This is a genomic window from Pseudomonas sp. Pmew2 (genome assembly GCF_058129885.1).
The window spans coordinates 3,749,901-3,762,500 of the sequence record NZ_CM176702.1; the positions used below are offsets into that span (position 1 = coordinate 3,749,901).

The window sequence follows — 12,600 nt, forward strand, 5'->3', positions numbered from 1 at the left end:
CTTGCGAATTTGCGAAAGGAATTGAGCCCGTCATGATTCTGCCCTGGCTAATCCTGATCCCCTTCATAGGCGGCCTGCTGTGCTGGCTAGGTGAGCGCTTCGGCTCTACCCTGCCGCGCTGGATTGCGTTGCTGACAATGACCCTGGAACTGGTTCTCGGCCTCTGGCTGTGGGCTACCGGCAACTTCGGCTACGCGCCGGTGCCGGGTGCCGATCCGACCTGGACCCTGGAATTCCACCACCCGTGGATCACCCGCTTCGGCATCGACGTGCATCTGGCACTCGATGGCCTGTCTTTGCTGATGATCCTGCTGACCGGCCTGCTCGGCGTGTTGTCGGTACTGTGCTCGTGGAAGGAAATCCAGCGCAAGGTAGGCTTCTTCCACCTGAACCTGATGTGGATTCTGGGCGGTGTGGTCGGCGTGTTCCTGGCCATCGACCTGTTCATGTTCTTCTTCTTCTGGGAAATGATGCTGGTGCCGATGTATTTCCTCATCGCGCTCTGGGGTCACAGTTCTTCGGATGGGAAGAAAACCCGTATCTACGCAGCCACCAAGTTCTTCATCTTCACTCAGGCCAGCGGCCTGATCATGCTGGTGGCGATCCTGGGTCTGGTGCTGGTGCACTTCAATCAGACCGGCGTGATCACCTTTGCCTACGCCGACCTGCTGAAGACCAAACTGGCACCGGGTACCGAATATATCCTGATGCTGGGCTTCTTTATTGCCTTTGCCGTGAAGCTGCCGGTGGTGCCGTTGCACTCCTGGCTGCCGGATGCGCATGCCCAGGCACCGACTGCAGGCTCCGTCGACCTGGCGGGTATCCTGCTGAAGACGGCGGCTTACGGTCTGCTGCGCTTTGCCCTTCCGCTGTTCCCCAACGCATCGGCCGAGTTCGCACCGATTGCAATGACGCTGGGCCTGGTCGGTATCTTCTACGGCGCTTTCCTGGCGTTTGCCCAGACCGATATCAAGCGCCTGATCGCGTTCTCCAGCGTCTCGCACATGGGCTTTGTACTGATCGGCATCTACTCCGGCAGCCAGCAAGCGCTGCAAGGCGTACTGATCCAGATGATCGCCCACGGCCTGTCGGCTGCGGCACTGTTCATTCTCAGTGGTCAGCTGTACGAGCGCCTGCATACTCGTGACATGCGCGAGATGGGCGGCCTGTGGTCGCGTATCGCCTACATCCCGGCCATCAGCCTGTTCTTTGCCGCCGCCTCTCTGGGTCTGCCGGGCACTGGTAACTTCGTAGGTGAGTTCCTGATTCTGCTGGGCAGCTTCGCCAGCTCACCATGGATCACGGCGATCGCTACCTCCGGCCTGGTGTTCGGCTCTGTCTACTCGCTGATCATGATCCACCGCGCCTACTTCGGCCCGTCGAAGTCCGACGAGGTTCTGAAGGGCATGGACGGACGTGAAATGATCATGGTGCTGGGCCTTGCGGTGTTGCTGGTCGTGCTCGGGGTTTTCCCGCAGCCGTTCCTCGACACATCGGCAGCGACCATGCACGGCGTGCAGCAATGGCTAGGCACTGCCTTCACTCAACTCGCTTCGGCCCGGTAAGAGCGCTATGGACCTGACGATTCAACACTTTATTGCGCTTGCGCCACTGCTGATCACCAGCCTCACCGTTGTAGTGGTGATGCTGGCGATCGCATGGCGCCGCAATCACTCGCAAACGTTCCTGCTTTCAGTAGCAGGTCTCAACCTGGCCCTGCTGTCGATCTATCCGGCACTGAAAGTTGCCCCACTGGTCGTGACACCACTGCTGCACATCGATAACTTTGCCTGCCTTTACATGGCAATCATCCTTGCCTCTACCCTGGCCTGTGTGACCATGGCACACGCCTATCTGGGTGACGGCAAGGCAGGTTATCCAGGCAATCGTGAAGAGCTTTACCTGCTGATCCTGCTGGCAGCTGCCGGTGGTCTGGTGCTGGTCAGTGCTCAGCATCTGGCGGGCCTGTTCATCGGCCTGGAACTGCTGTCGGTGCCGGTCTACGGTCTGGTGGCGTATGCCTTCTTCAACAAGCGTTCGCTGGAAGGCGGCATCAAGTACATGGTGCTATCGGCTGCAGGTTCAGCGTTCCTGCTGTTCGGCATGGCGCTGCTGTACGCAGAAGCCGGCTCGCTGAGCTTCGAGGGCATTGGTAAAGCCATTGCCGCGACAGGGATGCCAAGCCCGATTGCCAGCCTGGGTCTGGGCATGATGGTTGTGGGCCTTGCATTCAAACTGTCGCTGGTGCCTTTCCACCTGTGGACACCGGACGTCTACGAAGGCGCTCCTGCGCCGGTAGCGGCCTTCCTGGCTACGGCCAGCAAGGTGGCAGTGTTTGCCGTGCTGGTGCGTCTGTTCCAGATTTCACCGGCAGCCAGCAGTGGCGTACTGCATGACGTGCTGGCAGTCATCGCCGTAGCGTCGATCCTGGTCGGCAACCTGTTGGCGCTGACTCAGACCAACCTCAAGCGTCTGCTGGGCTACTCCTCCATCGCCCACTTCGGTTACCTGATGATTGCGCTGGTGGCCAGCAAAGGCATGGCGGTCGAGGCGATTGGTGTCTATCTGGCAACTTACGTGCTGACCTCGCTAGGCAGCTTCGGTGTGATCACCATGATGTCTTCGCCTTACAGCGGACGTGATGCCGATGCGATGTTCGAATACCGCGGGCTGTTCTGGCGTCGTCCGTACCTGACGGCAGTCATGACCCTGATGATGCTGTCGCTGGCAGGTATCCCGCTTACCGCAGGCTTCATCGGCAAGTTCTACATCATTGCCACCGGTGTCGAGTCGCAACTGTGGTGGCTTATCGGAGCACTGGTGATCGGTAGCGCCATTGGCGTGTTCTATTACCTGAGAGTGATGGTCACCATGTATCTGGTCGACAACAAGCTTCCACGCCACGATGCAGCGATCAACTGGGCGCAGCGCACTGGCGGCGTTATGCTGCTGGCCGTCGCGATCCTGACATTCGTGCTGGGTGTGTACCCGCAACCGCTGCTCGATCTGGTGGTCAATGCCGGTCTGCATGTAGCAGGCTGATCATCCAGAAACAAAAAACCCTGCCATTCAGCAGGGTTTTTTTTGTCTCTGGAAAACTAGCCCGGCAGCTTCATCGGCTTCTTGGCACCGCTGAACAAACCCCAGCTGGAGATGAACAGCGCAGCCACCAGAGGCCCTATCACAAAGCCGTTCAGACCAAAGACCGACATACCACCCAGCGTTGAAATCAGGATCAGGTAGTCCGGCATTTTCGTGTCCTTGCCCACCAGGATCGGACGCAGCACGTTATCCACCAGACCGATCACGAAAACACCGAACAACCCCAGCACTACACCTTGCCAGATCATGCCACTGAGCAGGAAGTAGACAGCCACTGGCGCCCAGACAATCCCCGCCCCTACAGCGGGCAACAGCGACAGGAAGGCCATGATCACCGCCCACAGCAACGCACTCGGGATGTCCAGCGCCCAGAAGATAAAACCGCCCAGCGCACCTTGCGTTACCGCTACCACGACGTTGCCCTTGACCGTGGCACGTACCACTCGAGTGAACTTGAGTTGCAGACGACGCTTCTGCTGTTCGCCCAACGGAAAGGCCGTACGTATCTTGCGTACCAACTCCTGCCCATCTCGCAGGAAGAAGTACAGCAGGTACAACATGATGAACACACTCACCACGAAATCGAAGGTGCCCTGCCCGAAGCTGAACGCTTGAGTCGCCAGATACTGACTGCCCTGCATTGCCCCTTTGGTGATCTTGTCGCGCAATCCTTCAAGATCGCCCATGCCCAGTCGGTCGAGCAGTGCCTGGATCGAATGCGGCAGCAGGTCCTTGAACTCGGCGAGATAACCGGCGATATCCAGTTGCCCGCTCTCGACATTCTTGTACAGCGTGGTGCCCTCCTGAACCAGCAAGGCGCTGATGACGATCACTGGCAGAATCGCAATCACCAGACAGATTGTCAGGGTGCACAGGGAGGTAAGGTTGCGTGACCAGTTGAACTTGATCTGCAACCTGCGCTGCACAGGCGCAAAGATGATCCCGAGAATGACCGCCCAGAATACTGCGCCGTAAAACGGCAGCAGAATCCATATGAAGGCAATGGTGACCAGCACCAATAGCATAATGAGGGTTTTGTATTGCAACGTGGTTTCGTTCATGTCCTGTCCATGTCAGTAGACCGCGCCTCGCGCCCGGTCTACAGCTTAGTCAGCACTTGAACGTACGAGTGCCATCTTCTATGAAGGCAATATGACCGCGATGGCAGGCGCAGGCTGTTGCGGACATCAGCGCCCCTGCCACGCAAGCATCAGACACGGAATTGGCCGACCAGACTGTCAAGGCGCGAGCCCAGTTCGGCAAGGCTGCGTGAGGTCTGTGCACTTTGCCGGGTTTCGTCGGCGACGCTTTCGACTGCACCTGCGATCTGATGAACACTGCGATTGATTTCTTCGGCAACTGCCGTTTGCTCTTCGGCTGCGCTGGCAATTTGCGCGTTCATCGAATTGATCGTCGCGATCAACTCACCTATGGTCACCAGCGATGTTCCTGCTTCGTTGGCTTGCGCAGAGGTCCCGTCGCCAGCTTCGCTGGAACGGCGCATTGCCGTAACAGCCTCCTGAGTGCCCTGCTGCAGACGACCGATCATCCCTTGAATTTCCTGCGTGCTTTGCTGGGTGCGGCTGGCCAGCGCCCGAACCTCGTCGGCAACCACAGCAAAACCACGCCCTGCTTCCCCTGCCCTCGCGGCCTCGATGGCGGCATTGAGTGCGAGCAGGTTGGTTTGTTCGGCGATAGAGCGAATGACGCCCAGTATGCTGACGATCGAAGAAACGTCCTTTTGCAGAACATCCAGTGACGAGCCACTTTTGCGGATGTCGTCTACCAGCGCATGAATCTGTCTGATGCTGCCGTCCACAACGCGCTTGGCGGCGTGCCCTTGCTCGTCGGTCTGCTGAGCAGCCACGGAGGCACCCTGCGCGCTCTTGGCGACCTCTTGAGCCGCAGCCGACATCTGATTGATTGCGGTCGCCACCTGATCTGTTTCGTGGCGCTGACGGTCCATGGCGGTTTCCGAGCGCTGTGCCTGGGATGACACTTCTCCGACCAGTCCATTGAGTTGCCCGGTCATTTCACTGACCTGACGAACCATACCGTGGATCTTGTCGACAAACCGGTTGAACGAACCAGCCAGATCACCAAGCTCGTCATTACTGGTAATGGCCAGACGCCGAGTCAGATCGCCTTCACCCGCCGCGATGTCATCCAGATTGTTTTTCATCAAACCGAGCGGACGTAGCAGAGTGCCGGCCATCAATATCCCGATGACGCCAATGATGACCAGCACCAGGACGGTGATACCCAAAATGCTGTACAGCATTTCCTTCAGGCGCGCTTCGACATTCTGCCTGACTTCGGCAACTTTAGCGTCAATGCCGTCTATATTGACGGCAGAACCGATGATCAGATCCCACTTCGGCAGATAATCCGTGTAGCCAATCTTGGGCACAGGTTCAGTCTTGCCAGGCAGGGCCGAGGAGTACATCACATAGTGAGTGCCCGCCTTGCCGACCGCCACCAGTTCGCGGTTGATGTAGACCCCGTTCGCATCGCGGGCGTCATTGAAACTCTTGCCCACGCCATCAGGACTGTTGCTACGGAATATCCGGATTACCTGAGAGTCATAGCCAAAGATATAACCATCCTTGCCATAACTGATGGAGGAAAGCAGCTTGATCGCATTAGCGCGCGCAGTTTCATCACCCGGCGCTGCAGCCTCGTAAAGCGGCTTGATGGCCGTCATGGCGATCGCAACGTAGTTCTGCAACGTTGCCTTGGCTTCAGAGAGCAAACGCTCTCGCGTATCACTGACCTCGCGCTCTGCCTGCCGGTGCAGCATGAACACCGTGGTGGCACTGATCACCAGCGCAAATATCAGAACCGGCAGGACTGCCAGCGACAGAACCTTGGCTTTCAGACTGAGACGCATAGGAGTGGCCTTATGGTTATTTTTATGAGTCAGAGATACCTGTCAGGCTATCGGCGGCATCCGACGGACATTAAGACCTGGCGTATTTTTTTGTATGAAGACTCTGAAAGTTACAGGCTGGCAACTTATGGAGCGGTGCGCTCGGGAAGATCAATGCGTACGCGAAGGCCACCAGCGGGGCTCTCCTGCAATTGCAGTTGGCCGCCCCAGGCCTCGACGATATCGCGCACAATCCCCAGGCCAAGGCCATGACCGGTAATCTGCTCGTCAAGGCGAGCGCCACGGCTGAACACCTCTGCGCGCTGCGACTCCGGAATACCGGGCCCGTCATCGTCCACCAGCAGGCTGAAGCCCTGAGCCTGACTGAGAATGCTCAGACGCACTTCGCTGTCGGCCCACTTGCAGGCGTTGTCCAGAAGGTTGCCCAGCAGTTCGAGGATATCCTCCCGGTCCCACGGCAGATGCATGCCTGCTTCGACATCGTTGACCAAATGAAGGTGGGCACCATGAATCATGCCCAAAGTGGAAAACAGCCCGGGCAGTTCAGCATCACAGTCGAAACGGGCTCCGGGCAGCGCGTCCCCGGAAAGACGGGCCCGATTGAGTTCACGCTCCAGACGCAGACGGATATTTTCCAATTGCTCCTGCAACGTCTTGCGCAGTGCGGGGTTGCCGTCCAGCTGTCCACTGAGGGCCAGGCTGAGCAATACCGCAAGCGGTGTCTTCAAGGCATGCCCCAGATTGCCCAGTGCATTGCGTGAGCGTTTCAGGCTGTCTTCAGTATGCGCAAGCAGATGGTTGATCTGAGCCACAAGGGGCTCAAGCTCGAGGGGCACCTGATTGTCCAGTTGCGAACGCTGACCCTGTTGAAGCTGGAAGATCTGCTCGCGAACGGTTTCCAGAGGCCGAAGCGCCCTGCGTACAGTGATGCGCTGCAAAACCAGCACCAGGATCAGCGCTGCGAGCCCGAGCCCAACCCCGATCTGCTGCATGAGACGAAAGCTCGCCCTGACCGGCGTGTAATCCTGGGCGACGGTAATTGAAATCTGCTTGCCGAACTTTCGGTATTCGCTGGTCAGCATCAACAGCGACTGCCCGGTCTTGCCAAGTTCAAGGTTAGCGTGCAACCCCACCCCAGGCTGCGGCAGCTCAAAATCCCACAAAGAACGGGAGCGCCAGTGGCCCTGCGGCAAGTCCATGCGGAAATAGTGGCCGGACAGCGGGCGCTGATAAGCACCCGACAAGCGATGGTCATCCAGTTGCAGCCCGGCAGGACCTCGGACCAGCGCCACCAGCAGGTTCTCGCTCTCGTTGCGTAAGCCCGACTCCAGATAGCGCTGCAGGCCCACTTCAAACAGCCAGAGACTGGTCTGCGCCATCACCAGGCCAACAACGACCATAACGGCGATAAGACCCAGGCTCAGACGCCGTTGTATGGATTTCAACCTCCGGCTCCGCCGTACAGATAGCCTTGGCCACGGCGTGTCTCGACCACTGCGCGGCCTAGTTTGCGCCTCAGGTGATTGACATGGACCTCGATGACATTGGAGTCACGCTCGTTTTCGCCATCGTACAAGTGCTCAGAGAGATGGCTTTTGGAGAGAATCTGTCCAGGGTGGAGCATGAAATAGCGCAGCAGACGAAACTCTGCAGACGTGAGCTGGATATCAACGCCATCCCGGCTGACACTCTGGCGACCTTCATCCAGATTAAGGCCGGCAGACTCCAGGGTTGGCTGGTTGGCAAGCCCGTGCGAACGCCTCAACAGGGCCTGAATACGCAACTGTAGTTCTTCAGGATGAAAAGGTTTGGTCAGGTAATCGTCAGCCCCCGACTTCAAGCCTTCTATACGCTCTGACCACGAACCTCGTGCCGTCAGAATCAGTACGGGGGTAGCCAGGCCCTTGCCGCGCCATTGCTGGAGAACCTCAAGCCCGGGCATGCCGGGCAACCCCAGATCCAGAACAATGAGGTCGTAGGGCTCGGTTGCGCCTTGATAAACCGCGTCACGACCGTCAGCCAGCCAGTCGACTGCATAGCCTTGCCGTCCCAGCGCAGCGAGTAACTCATCCGCGAGAGGAACATGGTCTTCAACCAGTAGCAGGCGCATCAGTCATCATCCTCGTCTTTCAGCAATCGGCTATCGCGCGCATCGAACTTGAGCTCACGGACAACACCCTGCGGGGTCAGCAACTCGAATTCATACACGTACATGTTATTTTTTTCCTCAAGCTCAGCCTCCAGCAGGCGAGCGCCGGGATGAAGACCCAGCGCGCGCTCGATAAACTGTTCGAGAGGCAGTATCACCCCACGCTGCCGCAGACTGAGCGCTTCATCCTGATTCAGATCCCTGGCATAGACAAAAGAGCAGGTCAGACTCAAACCAAGGATGACACAGAGACGCTTGTCGACATTCATTAGTTATCCTGATGATTCCTGTAGACCTGACCCGTAGCGGCGTCTATTTCGAGAACCCACTCAATATCGTGCTTGTCACGCAGCTCGACATTGTAAACGTACCTGCCGTATATATTCTTGAACTGTGTATCAAGAATACTGGCACCAGGGTGCTTGCTGAGGGCGTTAGCATCGAGCTTTTCAGCAGACTGGAGAGTGCCCGCATTACTGAGGCGCAATACCTCATGCGGGTCGACACCACGCGCCTGGATGACACATGAAGTCAGAACACATGTCAGGGCCGCCAGCAGGGTTGTCAGCGTTTTCATTATTGGAGGAGTCCATAGCGGTCGATGCTTCTATGGCGTTTACCTTACCCCGTACAACTTAACTCAAACTGAATAGATCTGGCCGAGTGCCATCAATCGCATCTGAAGGAATCGTCACACACAAGCCCTGCATGGAGTTTCAGGCCATTGCTGTTAAACTGGCCGATTGCATTTATCGCGTCTGCGATCGCCATTTTTCCGGGGCCAATACACAGTGGAAATCTTCAAAGAGTTTACCTTCGAGTCAGCACACCGCCTCCCTCACGTACCAGAGGGTCACAAGTGTGGACGTCTGCACGGCCATTCGTTTCGTGTCGGCATTCATCTGGCTGGCAAGGTTGATCCTCACACAGGCTGGATCCGCGACTTTTCGGAAATCAAGGCTATTTTCAAACCGTTGTACGAACGCCTTGATCATAATTACCTGAATGACATCCCCGGCCTTGAGAATCCAACCAGCGAAAACCTGGCGAAATGGATCTGGGATGAGCTGAAGCCTCTGCTGCCGGAGCTGTCCGCCGTTCGTATTCATGAGACCTGCACCAGCGGGTGCGAATACCGCGGGGATTGATTCTCCCGGAAAATAAAAAACCACCTCGACCAGGTGGTTTTTTTGTATCTGCACGGTACGAAAAAGACTTTATCGTGCCTCAAAAACAAAAACCCTCAACGCGTAAGCGATGAGGGTTTCTGGAATTTAATCTTGACGATGACCTACTCTCACATGGGGAAACCCCACACTACCATCGGCGATACATCGTTTCACTGCTGAGTTCGGGATGGGATCAGGTGGTTCCAATGTTCTATGGTCGTCAAGAAATTCGGGTACCGAATCGTGCCATGCGGCGCGCTTCAGCAAATCGGGTATGTGATAGCTCGGTGCGTTTGTGACGCAAACTTTCGGTTCGTGTCGTCTTCACAGTCACCGCAATCTGATGCTCCTGTCAGGAAGTCCACTCAAATTGCTTGGGTGTTATATGGTCAAGCCTCACGGGCAATTAGTATTGGTTAGCTCAACGCCTCACAGCGCTTACACACCCAACCTATCAACGTCGTAGTCTTCGACGGCCCTTTAGGGAACTCAAGGTTCCAGTGAGATCTCATCTTGAGGCAAGTTTCCCGCTTAGATGCTTTCAGCGGTTATCTTTTCCGAACATAGCTACCCGGCAATGCCACTGGCGTGACAACCGGAACACCAGAGGTTCGTCCACTCCGGTCCTCTCGTACTAGGAGCAGCCCCTCTCAAATCTCAAACGTCCACGGCAGATAGGGACCGAACTGTCTCACGACGTTCTAAACCCAGCTCGCGTACCACTTTAAATGGCGAACAGCCATACCCTTGGGACCGGCTTCAGCCCCAGGATGTGATGAGCCGACATCGAGGTGCCAAACACCGCCGTCGATATGAACTCTTGGGCGGTATCAGCCTGTTATCCCCGGAGTACCTTTTATCCGTTGAGCGATGGCCCTTCCATACAGAACCACCGGATCACTAAGACCTACTTTCGTACCTGCTCGACGTGTCTGTCTCGCAGTCAAGCGCGCTTTTGCCTTTATACTCTACGACCGATTTCCGACCGGTCTGAGCGCACCTTCGTACTCCTCCGTTACTCTTTAGGAGGAGACCGCCCCAGTCAAACTACCCACCATACACTGTCCTCGATCCGGATAACGGACCTGAGTTAGAACCTCAAAGTTGCCAGGGTGGTATTTCAAGGTTGGCTCCACGCAGACTGGCGTCCACGCTTCAAAGCCTCCCACCTATCCTACACAAGCAAATTCAAAGTCCAGTGCAAAGCTATAGTAAAGGTTCACGGGGTCTTTCCGTCTAGCCGCGGATACACTGCATCTTCACAGCGATTTCAATTTCACTGAGTCTCGGGTGGAGACAGCGCCGCCATCGTTACGCCATTCGTGCAGGTCGGAACTTACCCGACAAGGAATTTCGCTACCTTAGGACCGTTATAGTTACGGCCGCCGTTTACCGGGGCTTCGATCAAGAGCTTCGCTTGCGCTAACCCCATCAATTAACCTTCCGGCACCGGGCAGGCGTCACACCCTATACGTCCACTTTCGTGTTTGCAGAGTGCTGTGTTTTTAATAAACAGTCGCAGCGGCCTGGTATCTTCGACCGGCGTGGGCTTACGCAGTAAATGCTTCACCCTCACCGGCGCACCTTCTCCCGAAGTTACGGTGCCATTTTGCCTAGTTCCTTCACCCGAGTTCTCTCAAGCGCCTTGGTATTCTCTACCCAACCACCTGTGTCGGTTTGGGGTACGGTTCCTGGTTACCTGAAGCTTAGAAGCTTTTCTTGGAAGCATGGCATCAACCACTTCGTGTTCTAAAGAACACTCGTCATCAGCTCTCGGCCTTGAGATCCCGGATTTACCTAAGATCTCAGCCTACCACCTTAAACCTGGACAACCAACGCCAGGCTGGCCTAGCCTTCTCCGTCCCTCCATCGCAATAACCAGAAGTACAGGAATATTAACCTGTTTTCCATCGACTACGCTTTTCAGCCTCGCCTTAGGGACCGACTAACCCTGCGTCGATTAACGTTGCGCAGGAAACCTTGGTCTTTCGGCGTGGGTGTTTTTCACACCCATTGTCGTTACTCATGTCAGCATTCGCACTTCTGATACCTCCAGCAAGCTTCTCAACTCACCTTCACAGGCTTACAGAACGCTCCTCTACCGCATCATCAAAAGATGATACCCGTAGCTTCGGTGCATGGTTTGAGCCCCGTTACATCTTCCGCGCAGGCCGACTCGACTAGTGAGCTATTACGCTTTCTTTAAAGGGTGGCTGCTTCTAAGCCAACCTCCTAGCTGTCTAAGCCTTCCCACATCGTTTCCCACTTAACCATGACTTTGGGACCTTAGCTGACGGTCTGGGTTGTTTCCCTTTTCACGACGGACGTTAGCACCCGCCGTGTGTCTCCCATGCTCGGCACTTGTAGGTATTCGGAGTTTGCATCGGTTTGGTAAGTCGGGATGACCCCCTAGCCGAAACAGTGCTCTACCCCCTACAGTGATACATGAGGCGCTACCTAAATAGCTTTCGAGGAGAACCAGCTATCTCCGAGCTTGATTAGCCTTTCACTCCGATCCACAGGTCATCCGCTAACTTTTCAACGGTAGTCGGTTCGGTCCTCCAGTTAGTGTTACCCAACCTTCAACCTGCCCATGGATAGATCGCCCGGTTTCGGGTCTATTCCCAGCGACTAGACGCCCTATTAAGACTCGCTTTCGCTACGCCTCCCCTATTCGGTTAAGCTCGCCACTGAAAATAAGTCGCTGACCCATTATACAAAAGGTACGCAGTCACCCAACAAAGTGGGCTCCCACTGCTTGTACGCATACGGTTTCAGGATCTATTTCACTCCGCTCTCCGCGGTTCTTTTCGCCTTTCCCTCACGGTACTGGTTCACTATCGGTCAGTCAGTAGTATTTAGCCTTGGAGGATGGTCCCCCCATATTCAGACAAGGTTTCTCGTGCCCCGTCCTACTCGATTTCATTGCAAAGGGATTTTCGCGTACAGGGCTATCACCCACTATGGCCGTCCTTTCCAGAACGTTCCGCTAATCTCAATACAACTTAAGGGCTGGTCCCCGTTCGCTCGCCACTACTAAGGGAATCTCGGTTGATTTCTTTTCCTCAGGGTACTTAGATGTTTCAGTTCCCCTGGTTCGCTTCTTGCACCTATGTATTCAGTACAAGATAACCATCTTATGATGGCTGGGTTCCCCCATTCAGACATCTCCGGATCACAGTCTGTTTGCCGACTCCCCGAAGCTTTTCGCAGGCTACCACGTCTTTCATCGCCTCTGACTGCCAAGGCATCCACCGTATGCGCTTCTTCACTTGACCATATAACCCCAA

Annotated in this window: 9 protein-coding genes, 2 rRNA genes and 1 pseudogene; 3 read left to right on the plus strand and 9 right to left on the minus strand. The window is 55.9% G+C overall.

Translation table 11 applies throughout. The annotated features are described in order from the left end of the window. The first annotated feature begins 32 nt into the window (after positions 1-32). Both nuoM and nuoN read left to right on the plus strand, forming a co-directional pair. Positions 33-1,565 (plus strand): NADH-quinone oxidoreductase subunit M, encoded by a 1,533-nt coding sequence (gene nuoM, locus AC4ANK_RS17100; RefSeq protein WP_002554022.1) that lies wholly within the window; start codon positions 33-35, stop codon positions 1,563-1,565. Positions 1,566-1,572: 7 nt separating this feature from the next. After that, positions 1,573-3,042 carry an NADH-quinone oxidoreductase subunit NuoN gene (gene nuoN, locus AC4ANK_RS17105; RefSeq protein ID WP_002554023.1) on the plus strand — a complete coding sequence of 490 codons (1,470 nt, stop codon included), beginning with the start codon at positions 1,573-1,575 and terminating at the stop codon, positions 3,040-3,042. A gap of 56 nt (positions 3,043-3,098) precedes the next feature. On the opposite strand, the gene AC4ANK_RS17110 is transcribed toward nuoN, so the two are convergent. The 7 genes and pseudogenes from AC4ANK_RS17110 to AC4ANK_RS17140 form a co-directional block, all read right to left on the minus strand. Beyond that, positions 3,099-4,163 (minus strand): AI-2E family transporter, encoded by a 1,065-nt coding sequence (locus tag AC4ANK_RS17110; RefSeq protein WP_002554024.1) that lies wholly within the window; start codon positions 4,161-4,163, stop codon positions 3,099-3,101. Positions 4,164-4,312: 149 nt separating this feature from the next. Next, the gene (locus AC4ANK_RS17115; RefSeq protein ID WP_460414692.1) at positions 4,313-5,155 is read right to left on the minus strand and encodes a methyl-accepting chemotaxis protein; all 843 of its coding nucleotides are present in this window, start codon (positions 5,153-5,155) and stop codon (positions 4,313-4,315) included. A 15-nt stretch (positions 5,156-5,170) separates the two neighbouring features. After that, positions 5,171-5,992, minus strand: a pseudogene (locus tag AC4ANK_RS17120) (cache domain-containing protein); the annotation flags it as partial. A 125-nt stretch (positions 5,993-6,117) separates the two neighbouring features. Then, positions 6,118-7,437 (minus strand): sensor histidine kinase, encoded by a 1,320-nt coding sequence (locus tag AC4ANK_RS17125; protein ID WP_002554025.1) that lies wholly within the window; start codon positions 7,435-7,437, stop codon positions 6,118-6,120. After that, on the minus strand, positions 7,434-8,102 hold the full coding sequence (locus tag AC4ANK_RS17130; RefSeq protein WP_002554026.1) for a response regulator transcription factor: 669 nt from the start codon (positions 8,100-8,102) through the stop codon (positions 7,434-7,436). The genes AC4ANK_RS17125 and AC4ANK_RS17130 overlap by 4 nt, the downstream gene beginning before the upstream one ends. Next, positions 8,102-8,410 (minus strand): PepSY domain-containing protein, encoded by a 309-nt coding sequence (locus AC4ANK_RS17135; protein ID WP_002554027.1) that lies wholly within the window; start codon positions 8,408-8,410, stop codon positions 8,102-8,104. The genes AC4ANK_RS17130 and AC4ANK_RS17135 overlap by 1 nt, the downstream gene beginning before the upstream one ends. Next, a complete protein-coding gene (locus tag AC4ANK_RS17140; RefSeq protein WP_002554028.1) occupies positions 8,410-8,718 on the minus strand; it encodes a PepSY domain-containing protein in 309 nt (102 codons plus the stop codon). Before AC4ANK_RS17140 ends, AC4ANK_RS17135 begins: the two co-directional genes overlap by 1 nt. A gap of 214 nt (positions 8,719-8,932) precedes the next feature. Here AC4ANK_RS17140 and queD point away from each other — a divergent pair, with 214 nt between their 5' ends. After that, positions 8,933-9,289: a 6-carboxytetrahydropterin synthase QueD gene (queD, locus tag AC4ANK_RS17145; RefSeq protein ID WP_002554029.1), complete on the plus strand. Its 357-nt coding sequence runs from the start codon at positions 8,933-8,935 to the stop codon at positions 9,287-9,289. A 130-nt stretch (positions 9,290-9,419) separates the two neighbouring features. Here queD and rrf read toward each other — a convergent pair. Together rrf and AC4ANK_RS17155 are read right to left on the minus strand one after the other, a co-directional pair. Further along, positions 9,420-9,535: ribosomal RNA gene (gene rrf, locus AC4ANK_RS17150) — 5S ribosomal RNA — on the minus strand. A gap of 160 nt (positions 9,536-9,695) precedes the next feature. Beyond that, positions 9,696-12,588, minus strand: a 23S ribosomal RNA gene (locus AC4ANK_RS17155). Positions 12,589-12,600 lie beyond the last annotated feature (12 nt).

What these genes read in the sequence shown, in the direction of transcription:
- AC4ANK_RS17135 (WP_002554027.1), bottom strand. Translation starts at nt 8,410, where the DNA reads ATGAATGTCGACAAGCGTCTCTGTGTCATCCTTGGTTTGAGTCTGACC.
- AC4ANK_RS17115 (WP_460414692.1), bottom strand. Translation starts at nt 5,155, where the DNA reads ATGGTTCGTCAGGTCAGTGAAATGACCGGGCAACTCAATGGACTGGTC.
- nuoN (WP_002554023.1), top strand. Translation starts at nt 1,573, where the DNA reads ATGGACCTGACGATTCAACACTTTATTGCGCTTGCGCCACTGCTGATC.
- nuoM (WP_002554022.1), top strand. Translation starts at nt 33, where the DNA reads ATGATTCTGCCCTGGCTAATCCTGATCCCCTTCATAGGCGGCCTGCTG.
- AC4ANK_RS17130 (WP_002554026.1), bottom strand. Translation starts at nt 8,102, where the DNA reads ATGCGCCTGCTACTGGTTGAAGACCATGTTCCTCTCGCGGATGAGTTA.
- AC4ANK_RS17140 (WP_002554028.1), bottom strand. Translation starts at nt 8,718, where the DNA reads ATGAAAACGCTGACAACCCTGCTGGCGGCCCTGACATGTGTTCTGACT.
- AC4ANK_RS17110 (WP_002554024.1), bottom strand. Translation starts at nt 4,163, where the DNA reads ATGAACGAAACCACGTTGCAATACAAAACCCTCATTATGCTATTGGTG.